Below are 25,277 nucleotides of genomic sequence, written 5' to 3'. Positions count from 1 at the left end.
GATCAAACCCGGCAGACCCGAAGGTCTCCCACGCACAGCCGCCATAACTGCAGAGCTGAAAAAGCGCCGCATTATGTCACCTGCTGTGATCCTATACTTCGGGTTTTCCAGGCCCGATCGCTGGATTGCCAGCGACCCCCAAAGCCTATCCACCCCATTTCCGACCGACAACCGTCAAAACCTGTCGGAAACATCCCCCCAAAATCATCGTCTGTAGGACTGCCTGAAGATCAAAAAATCGCCGCCTTCGGCAGCACCTACGCAGGATTTGTTTACACCCTGTAGGAGCTGCCGAAGGCTGCGATCTTTTTCTAAAGGTCGAGCACCAACGGCTGCGACCCCTGCGCCGGCACCGCACAGCAAATCAGCACCTCTCCCGCATCGGGAACCTCCGCCGGAGGCTGTGGATAATTCACCTGGCCGCTGATCAACCGGGTCTTGCAGGTCCCGCAGGAACCGCCGCGGCAACTGAATTCCGGGCGCAGGCCACGGCTTTCCGCCAACTCCAGCAAACTGCCACCGTCCGGCTGCCAACGCGCCTCTTTGGCCGAGCGCTGGAACACGACGGGCACCGAAACGGTGGCGGCCGGTAATTGCTCGATGACCACCGCGTCCGGGTCCGGCTTGCGACGTAGCGTCGACGGGCCAAAGGTTTCGGCATGAATCCTTGAATCAGGGACATCCAGATCCCGCAGGCTGTCGTACAGCCCCTGGGTAAAACTGCCCGGACCACACAGGACAAAATCCACTTGGTCGTAGTCCTCCACCTCAAGAATGGTCTTAAGCAAGTCGGCGTCGATCCGCCCTGTCAGGTCGAAATCTTCACCCTCGCGGGCATCGGGCTCCGGCTGACTGAGCAAACGCAGCACACGCACCCCATCACCGAGACCGTCGAGCAGGCGATCCAGTTCAGGACGAAACGGTTGATCGGCCAAGGTCCGCGAGCTCTGGAAGAACCACACAGGACGGATGCGCCGCGTGCGCAGGCCTTGATAAACCACCTCCCGCAGCATCGACAGCAGCGGCGTGATCCCCACACCGGCGGCCAATAGCACCAGCGGCCGACGCTCATTGGGAGCCACGGTGAAATGCCCTTGAGGCGCGCGGGCTTCGAGCTCATCGCCGACACGAATCTGCTCATGCAGGTGCGAGGACACCAGGCCTTCACGCTTCACGCTGATGCGGAAAAAGTCATCGGATGGCGCGCTCGACAGGCTGTACGTGCGGATGTGCACATCGCCTGCGATGTTGAACCGCAAGGGCAAATGTTGCCCGGCTTGAAACACCGGCAATCCGGCGCCATCGGCAGGCTCCAGATAGATCGAACGGATGTTGTGACTCTCCCGCTCGATGCGCGTCACCCGCAGCGGCCGCCAGCGATTCCCCAGCGCCTGGGCTTGCAGGCGTGCATTCGCCTGCGCCCAGGTGCCGGTCAGCAAACTGGTGGGCGATACGCCGTCAAAGCGCCAACGCAAGGCCAGTGCTGCGGGCCGACGCACCACATGCTCAACCTCGAATGTCCACAGCCGCTCGGCCCCTTGAAAGGCTTCGATCTGCGGGCCTTCGAGGATGACTTGCGTACGACCGCTGAGGTGCAGCAGGTCGCCCGACTCGAAATCGATGAACAGTAAACCGGCCCGTGGGTTTATCAGCAGGTTGCCCAAGGTATTGAAAAACAGGTTGCCGGCGAAGTCCGGAATAGTCAGGCAATTGCCTTCTACCTGGACAAAACCGGCCTGGCCACCCCGATGAGAAACGTCCACCGAGCGTTGGCCATCGACGTCTACATAACTGGCGACGAAGAAGGTATCGGCGCTGGCGATCATGGCTTTGGCCGTGTCATCCAACCCATTGAGATGCTGCGCGATACGGGTCACCGGATCCGCCAATGGCACCGAGCGAAACTGGCGCAATTGAATGTATTGCGGACAATTGCCGAAGGATTGCTCCACCGTCACCTCGAAACCGCTCGCCGTTACAGCGCCGACTCGACCATTGAGGCGGTTGCGACGTCGGGTGTGCAGCTCGATACCGAGCAGGCCGATCGCCGCCCCGTCTTGCAGTTGTGCAGGGTCGTCACGGCCGGGCAGGCTGCCGAGCTGCAACAGCCCGGGCGCGGGGGACTTCGCAAAGCCCGGCGGCCCTTCAAGAATGCTCGCCCAAGGGTTGCCGTCAGCATCCACCGCGCCGTACAGCATGAATGGCAGTTGCTGATAGAACATGCGGTGCTGGTCCAGCATTTCGCCGCGAATCACCCTACGACCCAACGCGTCCATTCGTTCGGCGACACCCACGTGAGCCTGCAACTGTTTTTCGCCTGCGTGCCAAGGTGAACGTTCCATAACGGCTTCTCCCCTGCGCTCATTGCGCAATATGAACGACCCAACTGAATCGGGCCGTGAACATCAGGCAGTTTTTTGCAAACCGGCAACGGTGCGCGGCATGCCGACAAACCCTGGCAAGGCTTCAATCCGCGCCAGCCAGGCGCGGATGTTGGCGTAGTCGTCCAGCGACACATTGCCTTCCGGGGCATGGGCGATGTAGCTGTACGCGGCGATGTCGGCGATGGTCGGCTCATTGGCAGCCAGGTAGGCCGTTGCACCCAGTTCCTGATCGATCACTTTGAGCCAGGTATGGGAATAAGCGATCACCTCTTCAGCGTTGTAAGGCGCACCGAATACAGTGATCAGCCTTGCCCTGCCAGGGCCAAAGGCAATCGGCCCGGCGGCGACCGACAACCAGCGCTGAACCTTGGCTGCACCGACCGGATCGGTTGGCAGCCAGCGACCGTTGCCGTATTTCTGCGCAAGGTAGACCAGGATCGCGTTGGAGTCAGCCAGCACCATGCCTTGATCCTCAATCACCGGAACCTGACCAAAGGGGTTGAGCGCAAGAAAATCCGCTTGTTTGTGTGCGCCCTTGGCCAGGTCGACGAAGATCAGCTCGGTCGGCAGTTGCAACAACGACAGCATCAGCTCTACACGGTGAGCATGGCCGGAACGTGGGAAGTTGTAGAGTTTGATCGCTTGCATGGTCGACTCCGCTGGGTGGTGGCGCCGCTCAGGAAAGATCAGCGCCGATGGAGGGCTATCTTCCATCTGCAACCAAAGCAACAGAATAACCAGCAAACGCAATCCATTATTTCAGCCAGCGCAATAACCCTTCAGCCGTGCAGGGCCGGGTGTTCGCGCAGCACTTTCACCGCAAAGTCCACAAAACTGCGAACCCGCGTCGGGGCCTTGCGCCCACCTTGGTAGACCACATGAATGGGCAATGGCGGCAGTTCGAAGTCAGCCAGAACGATTTCCAGTTCACCGGCGGCGATCTTGCTCGCCACTTGATACGACAGGACTCGGGTCAGTCCCAGGCCCATGGCGGCGGCAGTGATCGCCGCTTGATTGGCGGAGACCACCAGACGTGGCTCCGGACGAACGCTGATCGGCTCTCCCGCTTCAAGGAACGGCCAGCTTCTGGGCTGCCCAATGGACGAGGTGGCGATGATCGGGGCGCGGCTCAAATCTGCAGGATGCCGAGGCCGACCATGGTCAGTCAGGAAACCGGGGGAAGCGCAGATCACCCGCCGCACTTCGCCCACTCGAATTGCATGCTGATTGCTGTCAGGCAACTCACCGATGCGCACGGCCACATCAATGCCCTCCTCGACCATGCTCACCACCCGATCGACCAGTACAGCGTTGATGCTGACTTCAGGGAATTGAGTCAGGTAACCGACCATGAGCGGTGTGACGAACAAATCGCCGAACAATACCGGTGCCGTGATCGTCAGTTGCCCACGGGGCTGGGCATGGCTCCCGGCGGCCGAATCCTCGGCTTCCTGCACCTCGGCGAGAATTCTCCGACAGTCCTCCAGATAACGCTGACCCGCCTCGCTCAAATGCACGCTGCGGGTGGTGCGCGTCAGCAACTGAGTGCCAATGCGCTGCTCAAGCGCCGCCACCGCCCGGGTGACGCTGGCCGCCGACATCCCCAAACGCCGCGCCGCCGCCGAGAAGCCTTGTTCCTGGGCGACGGCAGCGAAGACCTGCATTTCCTGGAATCGGTCCATCGGGCATGTCCTTCATTCAGATAAAAAAAATCGCCACCGTAGGCCGCGATTCTTAGGGTTGTGTAGCGTAAATATAGAGTGTCAGCGGTGTCTACATAACTTAAGTTTTTGACTAATTAATTGCACTCAAAAAATAACATTCTGAGAATAAGCTTATTCAATAAGCAAATAACGGATGTTAGTTCTTGAGCATAGCCCTTTCTGGTACCCACTAGTTGGTTCATTAAAAACCCAACATCGATTTGCTCACCAACGGTAATTATTTCCAGAGAAGCCCCATAAGGGACGCCTTGACCGCAGCGGCAATCTTGTTTTGGCAACCCAGTTTTTTGAGGCAATGGTTTATATGGAAATTGACCGTTCTCTTGGTAATGCCCAAGATGATGGAAACATCGTCCGATGTTTTTCCATCAGCGGTCCATTGCAGAATTTCCTTTTCCCGTTGAGACAACTCAATGGGTACCGGTAGAACAGATCCCACCCCCCGCAGCTGTAATCGAGTCATGCCCAAATGGGTGATCTGTGCAAGCCAGGAGAGCTCAGCCTGTTTGGTCTCGAGCTCCAGGGCGGTGATCGGGTCGCTGCCGCGGGCGAACGTCACCAGGCCCTGTGCCTCGCTATTGAGCAGGGTTTGCCCCCATCCCTCCGAGAGCCCATGACATTGCGCTTCCTGCCAGAAATCGGGAGCCTGGGCTTTGAGTTCAGCATCCCACAGCACGGGTTTTACGCTTCTCAGTGCCCGGATAACGTAGGGGTCAATTTCCAGGTAGCGATTGTCCGAGTAGGCCGCCTGCCAAACGGGTGAATAATTGTTGAGGAGTAACAGGCTAGGCTTGGTGATAGGGAAGAGTCTTCTCGAGCCATAAGCCACATAGTCAAACTCCAACTGCCGGGCAACGTTCTTAATATTGTCGAACAATAATTCGACATCCGTTGCAGACATAGCATTTTCCAACAGTTCAGCCTGCCAGTGCGACATAGAGATTCCTTCTCTTCTTTATTGCTATCGGCGTCGTGCCAACATGCCTAGCATATTTCCAAATGTTTCCGATAGCTGTCAAGGGTGACAGGTAGTGCGCAATCTCACCGTGCGCTCTAATCGGAACCCAATAAGTCACTAAAAGGAAGATGTGATGGATTACATGTCAGGACGTTATGACGAGCTAACGACAGTAGAGCGTCAGCGGTTGGCACATTATCGGTATCAGGTGTTCGTTGAACGCCTCGGCTGGCAATTGTCGACCCCTGCCGACTTCGAGTTCGACCAGTTTGACCATAGTGGCACTCATTACATCGTCGCGGAACAGGACGACGGAAACATAAAAGGATGCGCACGCCTTTTACCCACCACCCAGCCGTATCTATTGAGTGAAGTGTTCACCTCATTGCTGGGCGACGTTCCTGCCCCTTGCCAGGATGACATTTGGGAACTGTCACGCTTTACCTCTCTGGACCTCGATGCTCCTGCCGGCAAAGACGAACAAATGATGTCCGACGAAACCACCGTCGGCCTGTTCATGGCCACCCTGGATTACGCCAAAACCCGCGGTGTTTCGCATCTGGTGTCGGTTTCCCCTGTCGCTATCGGTCGTCTGTTGAAGCGCGGCGGTATCGATTTCAAATGGCTCGCGCCGCCCCAAGTGCTGGACAACCGTACCCTGGGGGCCTGTTACATCACCGTGCAGTAGGAAAACCAACGTTCAACACAGAGGGAAGATCATGATCGACATGGAAAGGAAGGTTGGAAAAGACATCGTCCATAAAGGCCACGATGACGATGTCTTGATTTACGACGCTCGCCACCAGCTACCCGCCTGGCTGTCCGCCGCCATCGTTCAGCGGGCGAACCTTGATCCAGCGGATCTCGACACCGTAAACCAGGCCTATCGCCTGGACAGCGATCGACTGGTGCTGCGCTCGTTACCGACGATTATCGGCCTGGACGAACTCGAACAGGCGGGTATGTCGGCCTGTCTGCCAGAGCTTCTGGCCTGCTACGAAAAAGCCACCGATCACCTGATACTGACCGGTGTCTGGGTGTTGGAAAGTACCGAAGCCAAGCTGGCGCAACTGCTGGGTTACGACGACATTCTCGACGTCGGCCAACGGCGGCGGGTGCACGATGTCCTCAAGCAGCTGGACGGTTGCCCACAGCAAGGCCTGCTGTACTTCACCCTGTTCAACGACACCTCCAATTACTTCTTTTACCGCAAGCACCACGAACACGTTCCCGGCCTGATGTTGATCGAAGCCGCCCGCCAGGCCATGTACGCGCAATTCTACGAACACAGTGGGTACACGCGTGGGGAGGTGTCGATTTCCATCGTGGACCTGCTGTCGAGCTTTCCCCATTACACCGAGTCGTCCTTTCAGGTCGACGTACTCGTCGGCGATTACGACGAACTGGCACAACCTCGGGCACGAAAAGTCGACAAACGCGCACGTTTCTTCCAGAGGGGCGAACTGGTGGCCGATATCCGGCTACACGGCGAAGTCATCAAAATGCCGGTCTTCAAGCGCATGCGAAACATCAATATCGATCCGGCCCACTGGTTCCGGCCGCTCAAAGGTATACGGCATGAAGTGCTGGTACGCCTTGAATCCGGTCATCATCTGGCCGGCCGGTTGGAGTTGCTTTCAATGGCCGGACTGCAAATGCAGTGTGACAGCCCGCTCGACACGCCCGCGCAGGGGCATGTCTATCTGTATCTGGAAAACGAGGGAATGATCAGCCTGCCTGTGCAATCGGTACATGAAACGGATGCGCCAAAGGGCCGCCAGCTCAAACTGCAACTGGCGGAGCTGGATTCGCAGCTGCGATTCAAATGGCGAGAAGTGCTCAAGCAGTTCACTTACTTCTCCCATCAGGAAACAGCCCCCGTCCCCGCTCTCGAGCAGCCGGTCTGGATGACGTCCAGCCAGACGTCGCCAATGCCAGATCAAAGGGCCGAGGCATGACGAACCGTTATCCCCATGTGCTTGAGCCGCTTCGGCTGGCAGGCGGGCTGGAGCTGCGCAATCGTCTGTTTTTCGCTTCGATGGGCGTGGATCTGGCCGATCACAGCGGGTGCGTGACGCCCGCCATGATCGAGTTCTATCAGGGCATCATGGAGGGCGGCTGTTCCATGGCGTTTCTGTGCAACGCCACGGTATCGCCCCAGTCCCGACTGCAGAGCACCGGGCTCGGGCTGTTCGAGCAACACCAGGGCGAATCGCTCAAAGCCATGTTCGAGATGGCTGAGCGCGTCAACACGCCAGTGGGTGTGCAGTTGCAGCATTACGGTGGTCAGGGCACTACGACGCACACCGGCGTTGCCGTGCTGACGCCCAGTGGCGTGCCCTGCCCGCGCGTGTCCAAGCTTGATCCGGACTATCGGGTTCGGATCATGGACGAAGCCGACATTGCCCTGGTGATCGAGCAGTTTGCCCATTCCGCCTGGCTGGCCTGGACTAACGGTGCCCGACTGGTGCAATTGCAGGCGTCCAACGGTTATCTGCTGAGCAGCTTTCTGTCCCCACACACCAATAAGCGCACGGATCGTTACGGCGGCAGCGAAGAGAACCGTGCCCGCCTGCTGCTAGAAGTGGTCCGGGCCATTCGCGAACGAACGCAGGGTGCGCTGATCGTCACCATCAGGCTGGGTATCGACGATCGTCTGGGGGATCAGGGGCTGCAATTCCCGGATATCAAGGAAACCGTCCAGGCCCTCTGCCAGGCCGGCGTTGCCGCACTGGAGTGTTCGATGTGCATGGGCGCAACTTTCGGCCAGCTGATCGTCCACTCCTCCACGATGGATGACTACCTGCAAGCCGGTGTCAGGGCCATCAAGGCGGTGTCGACGGTACCGGTGGGGTATGCCGGCTTCATCGATGGGCTGGACAAGGCCGAACACTTGCTGGCCGATGGCGTCTGCGACTGGGTGGGGATGTCCAGGGCCCTGTTCGCCGACAACGACCTGATCAACAAAACGCTTCAGGGCCGTTCCAACGACATCCATAAATGCCAGTGGGACAGTCAATGCTTCAGCGACAAAAGCAATCCGCGCCTGGACCGGGTGTATTGCTGCGTGAACCCGAAATACTTGAGACCCTCGTTGGCATAAGGATGCGACACATGTACGACTTCACAGGAAAAGTGTGCCTGGTAACAGGTGGAACCAGCGGGATTGGCGAGGGTGTCAGCGAACGCCTGATCGAGGCGGGAGCCGATGTGATTGTGTTCGGCAGAGACGCGGAAAAAGGTGCGCAGTTGGCAGACCGTCTGGGTGAACGCTGCCGGTTCATTGCCTGCGATGTCGCCGACCCGACTCAGGTAGAGCAAGCATTCGACACCATTCGATCCCTCTACGGCAGGCTCGATTGCGCCTTTAACAATGCAGGCGTGACCGCCCGCTATGGCACGCTGGCGGACTCGTGCCCGGATGACTGGATGAAGGTGATGAACATCAACGTCAACGGCACTTACCACTGCATGCGGCATGAACTGCAAATCATGCTCGGCCGGGGCACAGGCGCCATCGTCAACACATCGTCCTGTGCCGGCGTGGTCCCTATTGGCGGCCAAGTGGCCTATGTCGCCAGCAAACAGGCCATCAACGGCATGACCCAGGTGGCGTCCATCGAAAACGCCAGGCTGGAAGATGGAGGATGCATCCGCGTCAACGCGGTTGCCCCTGGCCCTATTCTGGGCGGCATGAACAGCGAAGCACGCTTGAAAGCGGCACCGGAAAACACCCAAAGAAAAATCAACGTCACTTCCATGAAACGCTTCGGCACGGCGGGTGAAGTGGCAAACGCCGTACTCTGGCTGCTCAGCGATCAAGCGTCCTACGTCACGGGTGTGGTCATGCCCATCGATGGCGGCTACGCAAGCGGCAAATTCTGATCTGAAAACTGCTTCATCGCAGGCGCCAGCCGTGGATGGAGTGAACGCGTTCAGAAGGCAAGACAGCACACACAAAACGACCCGCACATGGCGGGTCGTTTTGTGTGTGGCGAAGGATCAGGTTTCGATCACCTGTGGATAACTTATTCCACCGTCACCGACTTCGCCAGGTTGCGTGGTTGATCAACGTCAGTACCTTTCAACACCGCCACGTAGTACGACAACAACTGCAACGGAATCGTGTAGAGGATCGGCGACAGGATGTCGTGGATGTGCGGCATGTGCACAACATGAGTGCCTTCACCATTGGTCATGCCGGCCTGCTCGTCGGCGAAGACGATCAGCTCACCGCCGCGGGCGCGGACTTCCTGGAGGTTGGACTTCAACTTCTCCAGCAACTCGTTGTTCGGTGCCACGGTGACCACTGGCATGTCGTTATCCACAAGCGCCAGCGGGCCATGTTTCAGCTCGCCCGCCGGGTAGGCTTCGGCGTGGATGTAGGAGATTTCCTTGAGCTTGAGCGCCCCTTCCATCGCCACCGGGAATTGCGCACCGCGACCGAGGAACAGTGTGTGGTTCTTCTCGGCGAACAGCTCGGCGATTTTCTCCACAATGCTGTCCATGGCCAGGGCTTCGCCCAAACGGGCCGGCAGGCGACGCAGTTCTTCGACCAGAGTGGCTTCGACGCCTGCGGCCAACGTGCCGCGAACCTGACCCAGGGCCAGGGTCAGCAACAACAGGCCCACCAATTGAGTGGTGAAGGCTTTGGTGGATGCCACGCCGATTTCGCGACCGGCCTGGGTCAGCAGCGTCAGGTCCGATTCACGCACCAGGGAGCTGATGCCGACGTTGCAGATTGCCAGGCTGGAAAGGAAACCCAGTTCCTTGGCGTTGCGCAGCGCGGCCAACGTGTCGGCGGTTTCACCCGACTGGGAGATGCTCACGAACAGGGTATCGGGCTGCACCACCACTTTGCGATAGCGGAATTCGCTGGCGACTTCGACCTGGCACGGGATGCCGGCCAGCTCTTCGAGCCAGTAACGGGCAACCATACCGGCGTGATAGCTGGTACCGCAGGCAACGATCTGTACATTGCGCACCTTGGCGAACAGCTCGGCCGCTTGTGGACCGAACGCCTGGACCAGCACCTGATTTTGGCTCAGGCGCCCTTCGAGGGTGCGTTGCACCACGGCCGGTTGCTCGTGAATTTCCTTGAGCATGTAATGCCGGAATTCACCTTTGTCGGCGGCTTCGGCACCGTCACGGTACTGAACGCTTTCACGCTCGACGAGCGCGCCGTTGATGTCCCAGATCTGCACGCTGTCGCGGCGAATTTCGGCGATATCGCCTTCTTCCAGGTACATGAAGCGGTCAGTGACCTGGCGCAGGGCCAACTGGTCGGAGGCGAGAAAGTTTTCACCCAGGCCCAGACCGATCACCAATGGGCTGCCGCTGCGGGCTGCTACCAGGCGATCCGGTTGCCGAGCGCTGATCACTGCCAGACCGTATGCGCCGTGCAGTTCTTTGACGGTCGCTTTCAGGGCCGCGGTCAGGTCGGGCTGCTCTTTGAGTTTTTCGTTGAGCAGATGGGCGATGACTTCAGTGTCCGTGTCCGAGGTGAACACGTGGCCCAAGGCCTTGAGTTGCTCGCGCAGGGCTTCGTGGTTCTCGATGATGCCGTTGTGCACCACCGCCAGATCGCCCGAAAAATGCGGGTGAGCGTTGCGTTCGCATGGCGCGCCGTGGGTCGCCCAGCGGGTGTGGGCAATGCCCAGACGACCGACCAGAGGCTCTTCGATCAGCGCCTGTTCCAGTTCGCTGACCTTGCCCGGCCGACGCAGGCGCAAGAGTTTTTCATCGTTGGTGTACACCGCCACGCCGGCGCTGTCATAACCACGGTATTCCAGACGCTTGAGGCCTTCGAGCAGGATGGCGGTAATGTTCCGTTCTGCGACTGCACCGACAATTCCACACATGCTATTTCTCCTGACTGACAGCGGCGCAAATCACATTGATGCCGCGGGCCTGAATCTGATCGCGGGCCTCAAGCGGCAGGCGATCATCGGTAATAAGGGTATGGACGCTGCTCCAAGGCAGCTCCAGATTGGGGATCTTGCGGCCGATCTTGTCGGCCTCGACCATCACGATCACTTCGCGGGCGACCTCGGCCATGACACGGCTCAGTCCCAGCAATTCATTGAAGGTGGTGGTCCCGCGCACCAGATCGATGCCATCGGCGCCAATAAATAACTGATCGAAGTCATATGAGCGTAGTACCTGCTCTGCCACCTGACCCTGGAAGGATTCGGAATGCGGATCCCAAGTACCACCGGTCATCAACAGCACCGGTTCGTGCTCGAGTTCAGTCAACGCGTTGGCGACATGCAGGGAGTTGGTCATCACCACCAGGCCCGGTTGCTGGCCGAGTTCCGGGATCATCGCGGCGGTGGTACTGCCGCTGTCGATGATGATGCGCGCATGCTCGCGAATCCGCGTGACGGCGGCGCGGGCAATGGCCTGCTTGTATTTCGAAACCGGTTGGCCGATGTCGGCGACCAGTTCCTGGGGCATGGTGACCGCGCCGCCATAACGACGCAGCAACAGACCGTTGCTTTCGAGCGCCGCCAGATCCTTGCGAATCGTAACTTCCGAGGTTTCGAAGCGTTTGGCCAGTTCGTCCACACTGACTTCACCCTGCTCATTGAGCAAGGCGAGGATATTGTGGCGGCGTTGGGGCGTGTTGCGCTTCGACATGGCTTGGTAAGTTTCGATTCGAAAGATAACGTAAGCAATCAAAGCCTATCAGCGAAACTTCGTCAAGCCAGCATCAGAAAAAAGATGTGTGGATAACTCAAAAAAAATCGCAGCCTTCGGCAGCTCCTACAGGGAATTCGTGTTCACTCTGTAGGAGCTGCCGGAGGCTGCGATCTTTTGATCTGTGGATAACTTAACTCTTCTTGATCTTCTCCGGCCGCTTCCAGCCGTCGATGTTCTTCTGCCGAGCCCGGCCCACGGCCAACTGAGCGTTATCCACATTCTGGGTAATGGTCGAACCGGCCGCCGTGGTCGCACCCGACGAGATATCCACAGGCGCCACCAACGAGTTGTTGGAGCCGATGAACACATCTTCACCCAGCACGGTTTTCCACTTGTTGGCACCGTCGTAGTTGCAGGTGATGGTGCCCGCGCCAATGTTGGTGCGCGCACCGATCTGCGCATCGCCCAGGTACGTCAAGTGACCGGCCTTGGCGCCTTCGCCCATGTGAGCGTTCTTCAGTTCAACGAAGTTACCCACATGCGCGCGAGCTTCCAGCACTGTGCCGGGACGCAAACGAGCGAACGGGCCAGCGTCGCTGCCTTCGCCGAGAATCGCGCCTTCGATATGGCTGTTAGCCTTGATCACCACGCCTTTGCGCAGGGTGCTGTCCTTGATCACGCAGTTCGGGCCGATCACCACGTCGTCCTCGATGACCACTTTGCCCTCGAGGATCACGTTGATGTCGATCAGGATATCGCGACCAACGGTAACCTCACCACGCACATCGAAACGCGTCGGGTCGCGCAGGGTTACGCCCTGAGCCATCAAACGGCGAGCGGCGCGCAGTTGATAATGACGTTCAAGCTCGGCCAGTTGTTTGCGATCGTTGGCGCCCTGCACTTCCATGGCGTCATGGGGTTGTTCGGTGGACACCACCAGACCATCACTGACCGCCATGGCAATCACGTCGGTCAGGTAGTACTCGCCCTGGGCATTGTTGTTGGAGAGGCGGCCCAGCCAATCGCCCAAACGCCGGGAAGGCACCGCCAAAATGCCGGTATTGCCTTCGGTGATCGCACGCTCAGCCGCGTTGGCATCTTTCTGCTCGACGATGGCAGTCACTTTGCCGGCGGCATCACGGACGATGCGGCCGTAGCCGGTCGGGTCATCCAGTTCGACGGTCAGCAGGCCCAATTGCTGCGGTGCAGCGTGCTTGAGCAGACGTTGCAGGGTGTCGACTTCGATCAACGGCACATCGCCGTAGAGAATCAGCACGGTGTCGGATTCGATGAACGGCACCGCCTGGGCCACCGCATGACCGGTACCCAGCTGTTGGTCCTGCAGGACGAAATTCAGATCATCGGCGGCCAGACGCTCGCGCACCGCTTCGGCACCATGGCCGATCACCACGTGGATGCGCTGTGGATCAAGTTGCCGGGCGCTGTGGATAACATGGCCAAGCATTGAATTACCGGCAATCGGATGCAGGACTTTCGGCAAGGCCGAACGCATGCGAGTGCCTTGGCCGGCAGCGAGGATAACGATTTCAAGGGACATGACTGGCTACCAATCCTGGGTGGTCAGCAACTGCGACCAGGTGATGAATATCGGAAAAGAAAAAAGGGTAGCCGAGGCTACCCTTTTTAATCAATCGCACAACAAGTCGATGGCCGATTAGTGGCCGAACTTCTTGCGGATCTGCTGGACGGTGCGCAGCTGAGCTGCAGCCTCGGCCAGACGTGCGGCAGCAGAACCGTAATCGAATTCCGCGCCTCGCTCATGCAAGGCTTTCTCGGCAGCCTTAACGGCTTCCAAAGCTGCGGCTTCGTCCAGGTCGGCAGCGCGTTGCACGGTGTCGGCGAGAACCTTGACCATGTTCGGCTGAACCTCGAGGAAACCACCAGAGATGTAATACACCTCCTCTTCCCCGCCCTGCTTGATCAGGCGGATCGGGCCCGGCTTGAGATTGGTGATCAGCGGCGCGTGACCCAGGGCGATACCAAGATCACCCAGTGCACCGTGCGCAACCACCATCTCGACCAGGCCGGAGAAGATTTCCCCTTCCGCGCTGACGATATCGCAATGGACTGTCATAGCCATCTGATTGCCTCAACCTAAATTAGCGCCCGTTGCCGGGCGCCGGGATTACAGTTTCTTGGCTTTCTCGATCGCTTCTTCGATGCCGCCGACCATGTAGAACGCTTGTTCTGGCAGGTGGTCGTAGTCACCGTTGAGGATGCCTTTGAAGCCAGCAATGGTGTCTTTCAGGGAAACGTATTTACCCGAAGCACCGGTGAAGACTTCAGCCACGAAGAACGGCTGCGACAAGAAACGCTGGATCTTACGAGCACGGTTTACCAACTGCTTGTCGGCTTCCGACAGCTCGTCCATACCCAGGATCGCAATGATGTCCTTCAGTTCTTTGTAACGCTGCAGAACGTACTGGACGCCGCGAGCGGTGTCGTAGTGGTCCTGGCCGATTACGTTCGGGTCCAACTGGCGCGAAGTAGAGTCGAGTGGATCGACCGCTGGGTAGATACCCAGGGAAGCGATGTCACGGGACAGAACGACAGTAGCGTCCAAGTGGGCGAAGGTGGTCGCTGGCGACGGGTCAGTCAAGTCATCCGCAGGTACGTATACCGCTTGGATCGAAGTGATCGAACCTTCCTTGGTCGAAGTGATACGTTCTTGCAGAACGCCCATCTCTTCAGCCAGGGTCGGCTGGTAACCTACTGCGGAAGGCATACGGCCCAGCAGTGCGGATACTTCAGTACCGGCCAGGGTGTAACGATAGATGTTGTCGACGAACAGCAGAACGTCGTTACCTTCGTCACGGAACTTCTCGGCCATGGTCAGGCCGGTCAGGGCTACGCGCAGACGGTTACCCGGCGGCTCGTTCATCTGACCGTAAACCAGTGCCACTTTGTCCAGAACGTTGGAATCCTTCATCTCGTGGTAGAAGTCGTTACCCTCACGAGTACGCTCACCCACACCGGCGAACACGGAATAACCGCTGTGCTCGATGGCGATGTTACGGATCAGTTCCATCATGTTTACGGTCTTGCCTACACCGGCACCACCGAACAGACCGACTTTACCGCCTTTGGCAAACGGGCAAACCAGGTCGATAACCTTGATGCCGGTTTCCAGCAGGTCGTTGCCGCCTGCCTGTTCAGCGAACGAAGGTGCTGGGCGGTGAATGCCCCAACGCTCTTCGGTGTCGATCGGACCAGCTTCGTCGATCGGGTTACCGAGGACGTCCATGATCCGGCCCAGGGTCGCTTTACCGACCGGTACGGAGATGGCTGCGCCAGAATCGGTAACTTCCAGACCGCGTTTCAGGCCCTCTGTGGAACCCATCGCAATGGTGCGAACCACGCCGTCGCCCAGCTGTTGCTGAACTTCCAGAGTGGTTTCAGCCGCGCTCACTACTTTCAGCGCGTTGTAGATGCTCGGTACGCTGTCGCGTGGAAATTCCACGTCGATAACGGCGCCGATGATTTGAACGATACGTCCGCTACTCATAGCTGGATCCTCTGAATATTTGAACCGTTAAACCGCGGCAGCGCCGCCGACGATTTCCGAGATCTCTTGGGTGATCGCAGCCTGACGCGCCTTGTTGTAGACCAGCTGCAAATCGCTGATCAAATCACCGGCGTTGTCGGTAGCGTTCTTCATCGCGATCATCCGCGCAGCTTGTTCAGCCGCGTTGTTCTCGACCACCGCCTGGTAGACCTGCGACTCGACGTAACGGACCATCAAGCCGTCAAGCAGCTCTTTGGCGTCCGGTTCGTAGAGATAGTCCCAGTGGTGCTTGAGTTCTTGATCCGGGGTTGCCACCAGTGGAATCAACTGCTCCACGGTAGGCTGTTGCGTCATGGTGTTGATGAACTTGTTGGACACCACGGACAGGCGGTCAATACGGCCGTCCAGATAGGCATCCAGCATCACCTTGACGCTGCCAATCAGATCATTGATCGACGGCTCTTCACCCAGGTGGCTGATAGCTGCAACGACGTTACCGCCGAAGTTGCGGAAAAAGGCCGCACCCTTGCTACCAACGACACACAGATCAATCTCGACGCCGTTTTCGCGGTTTACCGCCATGTCCTTGACCAGGGCCTTGAACAGGTTGGTGTTCAAGCCGCCGCACAGACCACGGTCACTGCTCACCACAACATAACCAACACGCTTTACTTCACGGTCGATCATGAACGGATGGCGGTATTCCGGGTTGGCGTTGGCCAGATGCCCAATAACCTGGCGGATGCGCTCCGCATAAGGACGGCTAGCAGCCATGCGCATTTGTGCCTTGCGCATTTTGCTGACCGCCACTTTTTCCATGGCGCTGGTAATCTTTTGCGTGCTTTTGATGCTCGCAATCTTACTGCGAATCTCTTTTGCGCCTGCCATGTAACACCTATCAGGTTAGCAAGCGGGAGCCTTGCGGCTCCCGCTGCGGCTTACCAGGTTTGGGTGGCCTTGAACTTCTCGATACCGGCTTTCATGCCAGCGTCGATTTCGTCATTGAAGTCACCTTTCACGTTGATCTTCGCCATCAAGTCGGCGTGATCGCGGTTGAAGAAAGCAATCAGCGCTTGTTCGAAGCTGCCGATCTTGGCGATTTCAACGTCAGTCAGGAACCCACGCTCAGCGGCATACAGCGACAGCGCCATGTCAGCGATCGACATTGGTGCGTATTGCTTCTGCTTCATCAGCTCGGTAACGCGCTGACCATGCTCAAGTTGCTTACGGGTCGCTTCGTCCAGGTCAGAAGCGAACTGGGCGAATGCCGCCAGTTCACGGTACTGAGCCAGAGCGGTACGGATACCACCGGACAGCTTCTTGATGATCTTGGTCTGAGCGGCACCACCCACACGGGATACCGAAACACCGGCGTTCACTGCAGGGCGGATGCCCGAGTTGAACATGGCCGATTCCAGGAAGATCTGACCGTCGGTGATGGAAATCACGTTGGTCGGAACGAACGCGGAAACGTCGCCAGCCTGGGTTTCGATGATCGGCAGTGCGGTCAGGGAACCGGTTTTGCCGGTCACTGCGCCGTTGGTGAACTTCTCTACGTACTCTTCCGAAACGCGGGATGCGCGCTCCAGCAGACGGGAGTGGAGATAGAACACGTCGCCTGGGTAAGCTTCACGGCCTGGTGGACGGCGCAGCAGCAGGGAAATCTGGCGGTAAGCCACTGCTTGCTTGGACAGATCGTCATAAACGATCAGCGCGTCTTCACCGCGGTCGCGGAAGAATTCACCCATGGTGCAACCGGAGTACGGTGCCAGGAATTGCAGCGCAGGAGATTCCGAAGCACTGGCAGCCACGATGATCGTGTTGGCCAGGGCGCCGTTTTCTTCCAGCTTGCGAACCACGTTGGCGATGGTCGATTGCTTCTGACCGATTGCTACGTAGACGCAGAAAATGCCGCTGTCTTTCTGGTTGATGATCGCGTCGATCGCCAGAGCGGTTTTACCGATCTGACGGTCACCGATGATCAGCTCACGCTGGCCACGGCCGACAGGGATCATGGCATCGACAGCCTTGTAGCCAGTCTGTACAGGCTGGTCTACCGACTTACGCCAGATCACGCCTGGAGCAACTTTCTCGACCGCGTCGGTCTCGGTGTTGCCCAGTGGACCTTTGCCGTCAACAGGGTTACCCAGTGCGTCGACTACGCGACCCAGCAGTTCCTTACCAACCGGAACTTCGAGGATGCGGCCAGTGCACTTGGCGCTCATGCCTTCAGCCAAAGACTGGTATGCGCCCAATACAACGGCACCTACGGAGTCTTGCTCCAGGTTGAGGGCCATGCCGAAGACGCCGCCCGGAAACTCGATCATCTCGCCGTACATTACGTCGGCCAGACCGTGAATCCGCACGATACCGTCAGATACGCTGACGACAGTGCCTTCGTTACGGGCTTGGGAGGTCACATCGAGCTTGTCGATGCGGCCCTTGATAATTTCACTTATTTCGGAAGGATTGAGTTGCTGCATTGCTCTGCTGCCCCTTCAAACTCAAGATTTCAATGCTTCGGCAAGTTTCGCGATTTTGCCGCGAATCGAGCCATCGATAACCAGGTCGCCGGCGCGGATGACGACACCACCAATAAGGGCAGCGTCCTCCGCAACTTGCAGGCGCACTTCCCGGTTGAGTCGTGCACTGAGAACCTTGGCGAGTTTGTCTTGCTGTTCTTGGTTCAATGCGAAAGCACTGGTGACTTCAACGTCTACCGACTTCTCCTGTTCGGCCTTGTACAGGTCGAACAGAGCGGCGATCTCCGGCAACAGCGGGAGACGGTCGTTTTCGGCAACGACGTTAATGAAGTTCTGTGCCTTGGCATCAAACTTGTCGCCGCACACGTCAATAAACGTGGCGGCCTTTTCTGCGCTCGTCAGTCGCGGGGCCTTGAGCACGCGCTGCATGGTGTCGTCTTCCGACACCGCAGCAGCCAGGCCGAGCATGGCTGACCAATTGGCCAGTTGCTGGTGGGCCTGAGCGTGCTCGAAGGCCGCCTTAGCGTAAGGTCGGGCCAACGTGGTCAGTTCTGCCATGATCGCCCTCGCTTAGATTTCAGCAGCCAGTTGGTTAACCAGCTCTGCGTGCGCGTTTTGATCGATTGTTGCACCCAGGATCTTCTCGGCGCCGCCGACTGCCAGCAAGCCCACTTGGGCACGCAGCGCGTCTTTGACACTGTTCAGTTCCTGTTCGATCTCGGCCTGAGCCTGAACCTTCACACGGTCAGCGTCGACACGGGCTTTTTCAACAGCCTCTTCGACAATCTGATTACCGCGTTTCTTGGCTTGCTCGATGATTTCAGCTGCCTGAGCTTTCGCTTCGCGCAGTTGCTGACCCGCTTTCTCTTGGGCCAACTCCAGGTCGCGAGCTGCTCGGCTGGCAGCGTCCAGACCATCAGCGATCTTCTTTTGACGTTCGTGCAGAGCCGCAATGACCGGAGGCCATACGAACTTCATGCAGAACAGTACAAAAATCAGGAACGCAACGGACTGGCCAATCAGGGTCGCATTAATGTTCACGCCAACACCTCGCAGTTACGTTGTCCATCACACCAAATTACCCGGAAGATCCGAGTAATTAGCCAGCGATCTGACCAACGAACGGGTTCGCAAAGGTGAAGAACAGAGCGATACCAACACCGATCATGGTTACGGCGTCGAGCAGACCGGCAACGATGAACATTTTAACTTGCAGCATTGGAACCATTTCTGGCTGACGCGCTGCACCTTCCAGGAACTTGCCGCCCAGCAGGCCGAAACCAATTGCGGTACCCAGTGCGCCCAGGCCGATCAACAGTGCAACAGCGATAGCGGTTAGACCAACTACAGTTTCCATCTTTCCTCCCGACTTTTACGTCGTATGGTTTAGGTTTTTTAGATTTTAAAGCGGTAAAACAAATCGTTTCATAGCCCGTTCAGGGCACCCACCCGTTTGACCGGGTGGGACATCAGACCAGTCGAGACTGGTCTTAATGGTTCTCTTCGTGCGCCATCGACAGGTAAACGATGGTCAGCATCATGAAGATAAATGCCTGCAGGGTGATGATCAGGATGTGGAACACAGCCCACGCCCACTGCAGAACTACGCCCAGGCCGCTCAGCCAGAGCAGACCGCTGCCGAACATCACAGCGATCAGAATGAACACCAGCTCACCGGCATACATGTTGCCGAACAGACGCAGAGCCAGGGAGATCGGCTTGGCGATCAGGGTCACGAATTCCAGCAGGAAGTTCACCGGGATCAGCAGGGCTTGAACGAAGATGTTCTTGCTGCCGAACGGGTGCAGGGTCAGCTCGCCAATGAAGCCGCCGAGGCCCTTGATCTTGATGCTGTAGAAAATGATCAGCGCGAACACCGTGAAGGCCATGGCCAGAGTCGCGTTCGGGTCGGTGGTCGACACGGCGCGGAACGGGATGTGGTGGTCGCCGGAGATCAGGATGGCCAGCTGAGGAATCCAGTCGACCGGTACCAGGTCGATGGCGTTCATCAGGAACACCCAGACGAAGATGGTCAGTGCCAGTGGTGCAACCACCGGGCTACGGCCATGGAAGCTGTCTTTCACGCTGCCATCGACGAATTCGACCAATACTTCAACGAAGTTCTGCAAAGCACCAGGTACACCTGTAGTCGCCTTCTTTGCCGCCATGCGGAAAAGAAGAACGAAGATCAGACCCAATGCGACCGACCAGCCGAGGGTATCGACGTGGAAAGCCCAGAAGCCCATTTCCTTGGCTTCTGCTGCGGAGTGGGCAAAGCCCCAGCCGCCGTTGGGTAGCTGACCGAAGGTCAGGTTCTGCAAGTGGTGCTGGATATAGCCCGAAGCGGTTGTTTCTGCCATGGTTGCCTCAAACGCCCTAAGGTCTCGAAAGTCTTGTTCTCATAAGCAGGGGAGCGAACCAGCTGACCAGTTGGGTCAGCACGAAGACGCCGAATACTGCTAACGGCGCCAATGGCTTCACACCTGCAAACGTCAATGCAAACAGCACTGCCGTCAAAATCAGTTTGCCCGCCTCGCCGGCATAAAAAGACCGGACGATGGCTTGAGCTGCTCGGGCGCCGGAAAACCGAAATGCCCTGTGAGCGAAATAAATATTGGGAAGCAAGGCTATCAGGCCTCCGCAAAGTCCTGAGTACCCGGCAACGACTCCATACCATCGCCAGAGCGCCAAAGCGGCGATCAGCAAAACGACAAGTTGAGCCATTAACACCGGAAAAACTGCCAGGCGATGGAAAGGCAAGCGGTCTGGCGTGCGGTTTTCCATCACTTTTGCTCCCCAATGGTCGGCTGCCGAAATTCAATAACTTGGCATAATTTGTGCCGACAAAATGCGCGCAGAGTATAGGGGCGGTTCTGCCCCTATTCAACTGTCAGGTAGTGATTTCCGACTTCACGCTACAAGAGGAATTGTTTCAGCGGATGTGTGCGAGCACACCTTGAAGTTCATCAAGAGAGTTGTAGCCGATCACCAACTGCCCCTTACCCTTCTTTCCGTGGCGGATCTGCACCGCAGAGCCTAGGCGCTCGGCCAGGCGCTGCTCGAGTCGGGCGATATCCGGGTCCGGTTTTGCCGGTTCCACAGGCTCCGGTTTGCCACTCAACCACTGGCGAACCAGTGCTTCAGTCTGGCGCACAGTCAGCCCCCGTGCGACAACATGTCGCGCCCCTTCGACCTGTTGGTTTTCCGGTAAACCCAGCAAGGCACGGGCATGACCCATTTCCAGGTCGCCGTGAGACAGCATGGTCTTGATGACTTCCGGCAACGAAATCAGGCGCAACAGGTTGGCCACGGTGACGCGGGACTTACCCACAGCCTCGGCCACTTGTTGCTGAGTCAACTGGAATTCCTGTTGCAAACGCTGCAAGGCCACCGCTTCTTCGATCGGATTGAGGTCTTCGCGCTGGATGTTCTCGATCAGCGCCATGGCGATGGCGGTTTCATCCGGCACATCGCGAACCATCGCCGGGATGGTTTCCTGGCCAGCCTGCTGGCTGGCGCGCCAGCGGCGTTCGCCGGCGATGATTTCGAAGCGGCCGCTGCCAATCGGGCGAACCACGATTGGCTGCATCACGCCCTGAGCCTTGATCGACTGCGCCAGCTCTTCCAGCGCCTGAGGATCCATGTCCCGACGCGGCTGGTACTTGCCACGCTGGATCAGGTCCAGGGGCAGGTGCTGCAGCTCACGCTGGTCGGCTTGCACCGCTTGTTCTTCCAGCGAGCTGACAGTCGGACCACTCAGCAGTGCATCCAGTCCACGTCCGAGACCTCGTTTCTTGACGGCCATGGGGATTCCTTAAGTTGCCTGGGCAGCGGCGGTGCGTGAATTTTTGCGCTGACGGCGAACCATCTCGCCGGCCAATGCCAGATAGGCAATCGCGCCGCGCGATGATTTGTCGTACGCCAGCGCCGGCATGCCATAGCTTGGCGCTTCGGCCAGACGGATGTTGCGCGGAATCACCGTGTCGTAGAGCTGATCGCCAAAGTGTTCCTTGAGCTGCGCCGAAACGTCGTTCATCAGGCTCAGGCGCGGGTCGTACATGGTCCGCAACAGGCCTTCGACTTTCAGGTTCGGGTTCAGCAGTTCGGCAATGCGCTTGATGTTATCCACAAGGTCGCTCAACCCTTCGAGCGCGAAGTACTCGCACTGCATGGGGATAATGACCCCGTCGGCGGCAACCAACGCGTTAAGCGTGAGCATCGACAGCGATGGCGGGCAGTCGATCAAAATGTAATCGTAGTTTTCACGGATCGGCGCCAACGCGCTGCGCAGGCGGCTTTCCTTCATCTGCATTTCCAGCAGAACGACTTCGGCCGCGGTCAGATCGCGGTTTGCCGGCAACAACTGGTAACCACCGTGTTCGGAATAGTGCATGGCCTGGGCCAGATCACATTCACCGATCAACAGATCGTAGACCGAGTTTTCCAGGCCGTGTTTATCCACACCGCTACCCATGGTGGCGTTGCCCTGTGGATCAAGATCGATCAACAGCACCCGACGCTTGGTAGCGACCAGGGAAGCTGCGAGGTTGATGCAGGTGGTGGTCTTGCCCACACCACCCTTTTGGTTCGCTATCGCGAATACCTTAGCCATTCTTGCTTGTGTTCCCAATCATGCCGTGCGGCGCAGTATCAGCAGATGGCGTTGGCCTTGGCAACCGGGTACGGCCAGGGCGTGTTCGCTATCGAGGTGGAAGTCTGCCGGCAATGCTACCAGCTCATCGGCGGGATGAACGCCCTTCATTGCCAGCCAGCGTGTATCGGCGTCGCCCAAATGGCGAGTCCAGTTGCTGAAGTTCTCCATGCTGCTGAACGCCCGGGAAATGATCCCGTTGAATGGCAGTTCAGGCTGGAAGGCTTCGACGCGACTGTGGATAACTTGCAGGTTATCCAGTTTGAGTTCGAGTTTGACCTGGGTCAGGAAGCGGGTTTTCTTGCCGTTGCTGTCCAGACAGGTCACCTGGGACTCTGGAAAGAGGATCGCCAACGGAATACCCGGCATGCCGCCGCCGCTGCCAACGTCCAGCCAGCGACCGTTTTCGACGAACGACATCACGCTCAAGCTATCGAGCAGGTGACGGGAGACCATTTCGTCCGGATCGCGCACGGCTGTCAGGTTGTAAGCCTTGTTCCATTTGATCAACAAGGCCAGATAACCCAGCAGCTGAGCGTGCTGGGCTTCCGTCAGTGTGACACCGAGCTGGCGAGCACCTGTGGATAACTCTTCTGCATGTTGCGAGGTAACCAACGAACTCAAGCGCTTTGCTCCAACTGACGGCCCGCGCCGCGTTTTTTCAAATGAATCATCAACAGCGAAATCGCCGCTGGGGTCACGCCCGGAATCCGCGACGCCTGGCCCAAAGTCTCCGGACGGGTCGCACCAAGCTTGCTCTGGATCTCTTTGGAAAGACCGGAGATGTTCGTGTAATCGATATCCACAGGCAGTTTGGTGTCTTCGCTGGCCCGCAGGCGTGCGATTTCATCCTGTTGACGGTCGATGTAACCGGCGTATTTGGTCTTGATTTCGACCTGTTCGGCGACCTGTGGATCTTCTGCGCCCCCGCCAGTCACGGCGATCAGACCAGCGTAGTCGATTTCCGGACGGCTCAGCAGGTTGAGCAAATTGTATTCGTGGGTCAGCGGCGTGCCGAACTTCTCGGCAATCGCATCGCCCTGCTCGGTGCCCGGGCGAACCCAGGTACTTTTCAGGCGTTGTTCTTCCAGATCGATGCTTTCGCGTTTTTTGCAGAAAGCCGCCCAACGCACGTCATCCACCAGACCCAGTTCGCGACCTTTTTCGGTCAGACGCAGGTCGGCATTGTCTTCACGCAGAATCAAGCGGTATTCGGCGCGGGATGTGAACATCCGATACGGTTCCTGGGTACCAAGGGTAATCAGGTCGTCAACCAAAACGCCGATGTACGCTTCGTCGCGACGCGGGCACCAAGCATCTTTGCCCTGGGCTCGCAGTGCGGCGTTGGCTCCAGCCAGCAAACCCTGGGCGCCGGCTTCTTCGTAACCGGTGGTGCCGTTGATTTGCCCAGCGAAGAACAGACCGGCGATGACTTTGGTTTCCAGGCTGTACTTCAGGTCACGCGGGTCGAAATAGTCGTACTCGATGGCGTAGCCCGGACGCACGATGTGCGCGTTTTCCATGCCACGGATCGATTGCACGATCTGCAATTGCACGTCGAACGGCAAGGATGTGGATATCCCGTTCGGGTACAGCTCGTGAGTGGTCAACCCTTCCGGTTCGATGAAGACCTGGTGGCTTTCCTTGTCGGCAAAGCGGTGGATCTTGTCTTCGATCGATGGGCAATAACGTGGGCCGATACCTTCGATCAACCCGGCATCGGAATACATCGGCGAACGATCGAGGTTGGCGGCAATGATTTCGTGGGTTCGGGCGTTGGTGTGGGTAATCCAGCAGCTGACCTGTTTCGGGTGCTGCTCTTTGGAGCCCATGAACGACATCACCGGGATCGGCGTATCACCGGCCTGCTCGGTCATGACCGAGAAATCCACAGACCGACCGTCGATACGCGGCGGAGTACCGGTTTTCAAGCGACCGACCCGCAATGGCAGTTCACGCAGACGATGGGCCAGGGCAATCGACGGCGGATCACCGGCGCGACCGCCGGAATAATTCTGCATTCCGATGTGGATAAGTCCACCGAGGAAGGTGCCCGTCGTCAGCACCACGGAGTCGGCGAAGAAACGCAGGCCCATTTGAGTGACAACGCCGCGCACTTGTTCCTGCTCGACGATCAGGTCGTCCGCGGCCTGTTGAAATATCCACAGGTTCGGCTGGTTTTCCAAAGCTTCGCGGACAGCGGCCTTGTACAGCACCCGATCTGCCTGGGCGCGAGTTGCACGCACGGCCGGGCCTTTGCGGCTGTTCAATACGCGAAATTGAATACCACCTTTATCGGTAGCCATGGCCATCGCGCCACCCAGGGCATCGATTTCCTTGACCAGATGGCTTTTGCCGATCCCACCAATGGCGGGGTTGCAGCTCATGGCACCGAGGGTTTCCACGTTATGCGTCAGCAACAGGGTTTTTGCCCCCATACGTGCTGATGCAAGTGCTGCCTCGGTACCGGCATGACCGCCGCCGATGACGATCACTTCAAAACGGGAAGGGAAATCCACCACGCACCTCGTGCCTGCTTTAGTCAGGTAATCCGGAATAGTTTGAGCTCAGGTTCTTGGACCTGGTCGGCAAGTATAGGGACTTCGCCCTTCCTAAAGAACCCTTTGCACAAAATTTAACCAGCTGTGGAGAAGTCGGGGTTATAGAAATTAAAAAGAGAGAAATTTATTAAATCTTTGTTTTTATGTTTATTTCTACTGACCCACCTTTCTGTGGATAGATTCATACACGCCTTTATTTTCAATGTGTACAGAGATTCAAAACCCTGTGGTCATGTGCTAGGGAGGCCCTTGGATAACCGGTGTAAGCCTGTGGATGAAAGGGGTTGTTATCCACAGAGGCGGTTATCTTCAGTTTTGAGGCCTTGTTATCAACTGCCCTTAGCGGCA

Annotated in this window: 24 protein-coding genes; 4 read left to right on the top strand and 20 right to left on the bottom strand. The window is 57.8% G+C overall.

What is annotated here, in order from left to right; translation table 11 throughout:
• Positions 1-311 precede the first annotated feature (311 nt).
• From PMI21_RS24390 to PMI21_RS24405, 4 genes are all read right to left on the bottom strand, one after another.
• Positions 312-2,342, bottom strand: a complete 2,031-nt coding sequence (locus PMI21_RS24390; protein WP_007934366.1) for a 2Fe-2S iron-sulfur cluster-binding protein — start codon at positions 2,340-2,342, stop codon at positions 312-314.
• Between the two features lie 63 nt (positions 2,343-2,405).
• Positions 2,406-3,032 (bottom strand): glutathione S-transferase family protein, encoded by a 627-nt coding sequence (locus PMI21_RS24395; protein WP_007934364.1) that lies wholly within the window; start codon positions 3,030-3,032, stop codon positions 2,406-2,408.
• A 131-nt stretch (positions 3,033-3,163) separates the two neighbouring features.
• Positions 3,164-4,066, bottom strand: coding sequence for a LysR family transcriptional regulator (locus PMI21_RS24400; protein WP_007934363.1), 903 nt, complete (start codon positions 4,064-4,066; stop codon positions 3,164-3,166).
• Between the two features lie 259 nt (positions 4,067-4,325).
• A complete protein-coding gene (locus PMI21_RS24405; protein ID WP_007934362.1) occupies positions 4,326-5,045 on the bottom strand; it encodes an autoinducer binding domain-containing protein in 720 nt (239 codons plus the stop codon).
• A gap of 154 nt (positions 5,046-5,199) precedes the next feature.
• Between PMI21_RS24405 and PMI21_RS24410 the strand changes: the two genes are divergently transcribed.
• The 4 genes from PMI21_RS24410 to PMI21_RS24425 are packed head-to-tail and all read left to right on the top strand — an operon-like array spanning position 5,200 to position 8,951.
• Complete coding sequence (locus tag PMI21_RS24410) at positions 5,200-5,754, top strand: acyl-homoserine-lactone synthase (protein WP_007934361.1); 555 nt, start codon at positions 5,200-5,202, stop codon at positions 5,752-5,754.
• Positions 5,755-5,785: 31 nt separating this feature from the next.
• Positions 5,786-7,024, top strand: a complete 1,239-nt coding sequence (locus PMI21_RS24415) for an AfsA-related hotdog domain-containing protein (protein ID WP_007934360.1) — start codon at positions 5,786-5,788, stop codon at positions 7,022-7,024.
• On the top strand, positions 7,021-8,169 hold the full coding sequence (locus tag PMI21_RS24420; RefSeq protein WP_007934359.1) for an oxidoreductase: 1,149 nt from the start codon (positions 7,021-7,023) through the stop codon (positions 8,167-8,169). Before PMI21_RS24415 ends, PMI21_RS24420 begins: the two co-directional genes overlap by 4 nt.
• An 11-nt stretch (positions 8,170-8,180) precedes the next feature.
• Complete coding sequence (locus PMI21_RS24425; protein WP_007934357.1) at positions 8,181-8,951, top strand: SDR family NAD(P)-dependent oxidoreductase; 771 nt, start codon at positions 8,181-8,183, stop codon at positions 8,949-8,951.
• Positions 8,952-9,094: 143 nt separating this feature from the next.
• Here the strand turns inward: PMI21_RS24425 and glmS are convergent, their stop codons facing one another.
• The 16 genes from glmS to mnmG form a co-directional block, all read right to left on the bottom strand.
• Positions 9,095-10,927, bottom strand: coding sequence for a glutamine--fructose-6-phosphate transaminase (isomerizing) (gene glmS, locus PMI21_RS24430; protein ID WP_007934355.1), 1,833 nt, complete (start codon positions 10,925-10,927; stop codon positions 9,095-9,097).
• A gap of 1 nt (position 10,928) precedes the next feature.
• Positions 10,929-11,705: a DeoR/GlpR family DNA-binding transcription regulator gene (locus PMI21_RS24435; protein WP_007934349.1), complete on the bottom strand. Its 777-nt coding sequence runs from the start codon at positions 11,703-11,705 to the stop codon at positions 10,929-10,931.
• 193 nt (positions 11,706-11,898) lie between these two features.
• The gene (gene glmU, locus PMI21_RS24440; RefSeq protein WP_007934348.1) at positions 11,899-13,266 is read right to left on the bottom strand and encodes a bifunctional UDP-N-acetylglucosamine diphosphorylase/glucosamine-1-phosphate N-acetyltransferase GlmU; all 1,368 of its coding nucleotides are present in this window, start codon (positions 13,264-13,266) and stop codon (positions 11,899-11,901) included.
• 117 nt (positions 13,267-13,383) lie between these two features.
• Positions 13,384-13,809 (bottom strand): F0F1 ATP synthase subunit epsilon, encoded by a 426-nt coding sequence (locus PMI21_RS24445; protein ID WP_007934346.1) that lies wholly within the window; start codon positions 13,807-13,809, stop codon positions 13,384-13,386.
• Positions 13,810-13,854: 45 nt separating this feature from the next.
• A complete protein-coding gene (gene atpD / locus PMI21_RS24450; RefSeq protein ID WP_007911961.1) occupies positions 13,855-15,234 on the bottom strand; it encodes a F0F1 ATP synthase subunit beta in 1,380 nt (459 codons plus the stop codon).
• Between the two features lie 27 nt (positions 15,235-15,261).
• Complete coding sequence (atpG, locus tag PMI21_RS24455; protein WP_007934344.1) at positions 15,262-16,122, bottom strand: F0F1 ATP synthase subunit gamma; 861 nt, start codon at positions 16,120-16,122, stop codon at positions 15,262-15,264.
• A 50-nt stretch (positions 16,123-16,172) separates the two neighbouring features.
• Positions 16,173-17,717, bottom strand: a complete 1,545-nt coding sequence (atpA, locus tag PMI21_RS24460; protein ID WP_007934342.1) for a F0F1 ATP synthase subunit alpha — start codon at positions 17,715-17,717, stop codon at positions 16,173-16,175.
• Positions 17,718-17,738: 21 nt separating this feature from the next.
• Complete coding sequence (locus PMI21_RS24465) at positions 17,739-18,275, bottom strand: F0F1 ATP synthase subunit delta (RefSeq protein ID WP_007934341.1); 537 nt, start codon at positions 18,273-18,275, stop codon at positions 17,739-17,741.
• A 12-nt stretch (positions 18,276-18,287) separates the two neighbouring features.
• Positions 18,288-18,758 carry a F0F1 ATP synthase subunit B gene (locus PMI21_RS24470; RefSeq protein ID WP_007934339.1) on the bottom strand — a complete coding sequence of 157 codons (471 nt, stop codon included), beginning with the start codon at positions 18,756-18,758 and terminating at the stop codon, positions 18,288-18,290.
• A 58-nt stretch (positions 18,759-18,816) separates the two neighbouring features.
• Complete coding sequence (gene atpE, locus PMI21_RS24475; RefSeq protein ID WP_003097235.1) at positions 18,817-19,074, bottom strand: F0F1 ATP synthase subunit C; 258 nt, start codon at positions 19,072-19,074, stop codon at positions 18,817-18,819.
• A 133-nt stretch (positions 19,075-19,207) separates the two neighbouring features.
• Positions 19,208-20,077 carry a F0F1 ATP synthase subunit A gene (gene atpB / locus PMI21_RS24480; RefSeq protein WP_007934337.1) on the bottom strand — a complete coding sequence of 290 codons (870 nt, stop codon included), beginning with the start codon at positions 20,075-20,077 and terminating at the stop codon, positions 19,208-19,210.
• Between the two features lie 16 nt (positions 20,078-20,093).
• A complete protein-coding gene (locus PMI21_RS24485; RefSeq protein WP_007934335.1) occupies positions 20,094-20,501 on the bottom strand; it encodes a F0F1 ATP synthase subunit I in 408 nt (135 codons plus the stop codon).
• 148 nt (positions 20,502-20,649) lie between these two features.
• Complete coding sequence (locus PMI21_RS24490; protein ID WP_007934333.1) at positions 20,650-21,522, bottom strand: ParB/RepB/Spo0J family partition protein; 873 nt, start codon at positions 21,520-21,522, stop codon at positions 20,650-20,652.
• Between the two features lie 9 nt (positions 21,523-21,531).
• Positions 21,532-22,329 (bottom strand): ParA family protein, encoded by a 798-nt coding sequence (locus PMI21_RS24495; RefSeq protein ID WP_007934331.1) that lies wholly within the window; start codon positions 22,327-22,329, stop codon positions 21,532-21,534.
• Between the two features lie 18 nt (positions 22,330-22,347).
• The gene (gene rsmG / locus PMI21_RS24500; RefSeq protein ID WP_007934329.1) at positions 22,348-22,992 is read right to left on the bottom strand and encodes a 16S rRNA (guanine(527)-N(7))-methyltransferase RsmG; all 645 of its coding nucleotides are present in this window, start codon (positions 22,990-22,992) and stop codon (positions 22,348-22,350) included.
• The gene (mnmG, locus tag PMI21_RS24505) at positions 22,989-24,887 is read right to left on the bottom strand and encodes a tRNA uridine-5-carboxymethylaminomethyl(34) synthesis enzyme MnmG (protein WP_007934327.1); all 1,899 of its coding nucleotides are present in this window, start codon (positions 24,885-24,887) and stop codon (positions 22,989-22,991) included. The genes rsmG and mnmG overlap by 4 nt, the downstream gene beginning before the upstream one ends.
• Positions 24,888-25,277: the final 390 nt, after the last annotated feature.

The sequence above is a fragment of the Pseudomonas sp. GM18 genome (genome assembly GCF_000282195.1).
GTDB lineage: Bacteria > Pseudomonadota > Gammaproteobacteria > Pseudomonadales > Pseudomonadaceae > Aquipseudomonas.
The sequence above is the reverse complement of the archived record's forward strand: the minus strand, read 5'-3'. Positions and strand labels throughout refer to the sequence as shown.

What these genes read in the sequence shown, in the direction of transcription:
- PMI21_RS24420 (WP_007934359.1), top strand. Translation starts at nt 7,021, where the DNA reads ATGACGAACCGTTATCCCCATGTGCTTGAGCCGCTTCGGCTGGCAGGC.
- atpB (WP_007934337.1), bottom strand. Translation starts at nt 20,077, where the DNA reads ATGGCAGAAACAACCGCTTCGGGCTATATCCAGCACCACTTGCAGAAC.
- PMI21_RS24485 (WP_007934335.1), bottom strand. Translation starts at nt 20,501, where the DNA reads ATGGAAAACCGCACGCCAGACCGCTTGCCTTTCCATCGCCTGGCAGTT.
- PMI21_RS24425 (WP_007934357.1), top strand. Translation starts at nt 8,181, where the DNA reads ATGTACGACTTCACAGGAAAAGTGTGCCTGGTAACAGGTGGAACCAGC.
- PMI21_RS24490 (WP_007934333.1), bottom strand. Translation starts at nt 21,522, where the DNA reads ATGGCCGTCAAGAAACGAGGTCTCGGACGTGGACTGGATGCACTGCTG.
- PMI21_RS24395 (WP_007934364.1), bottom strand. Translation starts at nt 3,032, where the DNA reads ATGCAAGCGATCAAACTCTACAACTTCCCACGTTCCGGCCATGCTCAC.
- glmU (WP_007934348.1), bottom strand. Translation starts at nt 13,266, where the DNA reads ATGTCCCTTGAAATCGTTATCCTCGCTGCCGGCCAAGGCACTCGCATG.
- PMI21_RS24410 (WP_007934361.1), top strand. Translation starts at nt 5,200, where the DNA reads ATGGATTACATGTCAGGACGTTATGACGAGCTAACGACAGTAGAGCGT.
- PMI21_RS24405 (WP_007934362.1), bottom strand. Translation starts at nt 5,045, where the DNA reads ATGTCGCACTGGCAGGCTGAACTGTTGGAAAATGCTATGTCTGCAACG.
- atpA (WP_007934342.1), bottom strand. Translation starts at nt 17,717, where the DNA reads ATGCAGCAACTCAATCCTTCCGAAATAAGTGAAATTATCAAGGGCCGC.
- glmS (WP_007934355.1), bottom strand. Translation starts at nt 10,927, where the DNA reads ATGTGTGGAATTGTCGGTGCAGTCGCAGAACGGAACATTACCGCCATC.
- atpG (WP_007934344.1), bottom strand. Translation starts at nt 16,122, where the DNA reads ATGGCAGGCGCAAAAGAGATTCGCAGTAAGATTGCGAGCATCAAAAGC.
- PMI21_RS24400 (WP_007934363.1), bottom strand. Translation starts at nt 4,066, where the DNA reads ATGGACCGATTCCAGGAAATGCAGGTCTTCGCTGCCGTCGCCCAGGAA.
- PMI21_RS24465 (WP_007934341.1), bottom strand. Translation starts at nt 18,275, where the DNA reads ATGGCAGAACTGACCACGTTGGCCCGACCTTACGCTAAGGCGGCCTTC.
- atpE (WP_003097235.1), bottom strand. Translation starts at nt 19,074, where the DNA reads ATGGAAACTGTAGTTGGTCTAACCGCTATCGCTGTTGCACTGTTGATC.
- PMI21_RS24435 (WP_007934349.1), bottom strand. Translation starts at nt 11,705, where the DNA reads ATGTCGAAGCGCAACACGCCCCAACGCCGCCACAATATCCTCGCCTTG.
- PMI21_RS24445 (WP_007934346.1), bottom strand. Translation starts at nt 13,809, where the DNA reads ATGGCTATGACAGTCCATTGCGATATCGTCAGCGCGGAAGGGGAAATC.
- atpD (WP_007911961.1), bottom strand. Translation starts at nt 15,234, where the DNA reads ATGAGTAGCGGACGTATCGTTCAAATCATCGGCGCCGTTATCGACGTG.
- PMI21_RS24390 (WP_007934366.1), bottom strand. Translation starts at nt 2,342, where the DNA reads ATGGAACGTTCACCTTGGCACGCAGGCGAAAAACAGTTGCAGGCTCAC.
- PMI21_RS24495 (WP_007934331.1), bottom strand. Translation starts at nt 22,329, where the DNA reads ATGGCTAAGGTATTCGCGATAGCGAACCAAAAGGGTGGTGTGGGCAAG.
- PMI21_RS24415 (WP_007934360.1), top strand. Translation starts at nt 5,786, where the DNA reads ATGATCGACATGGAAAGGAAGGTTGGAAAAGACATCGTCCATAAAGGC.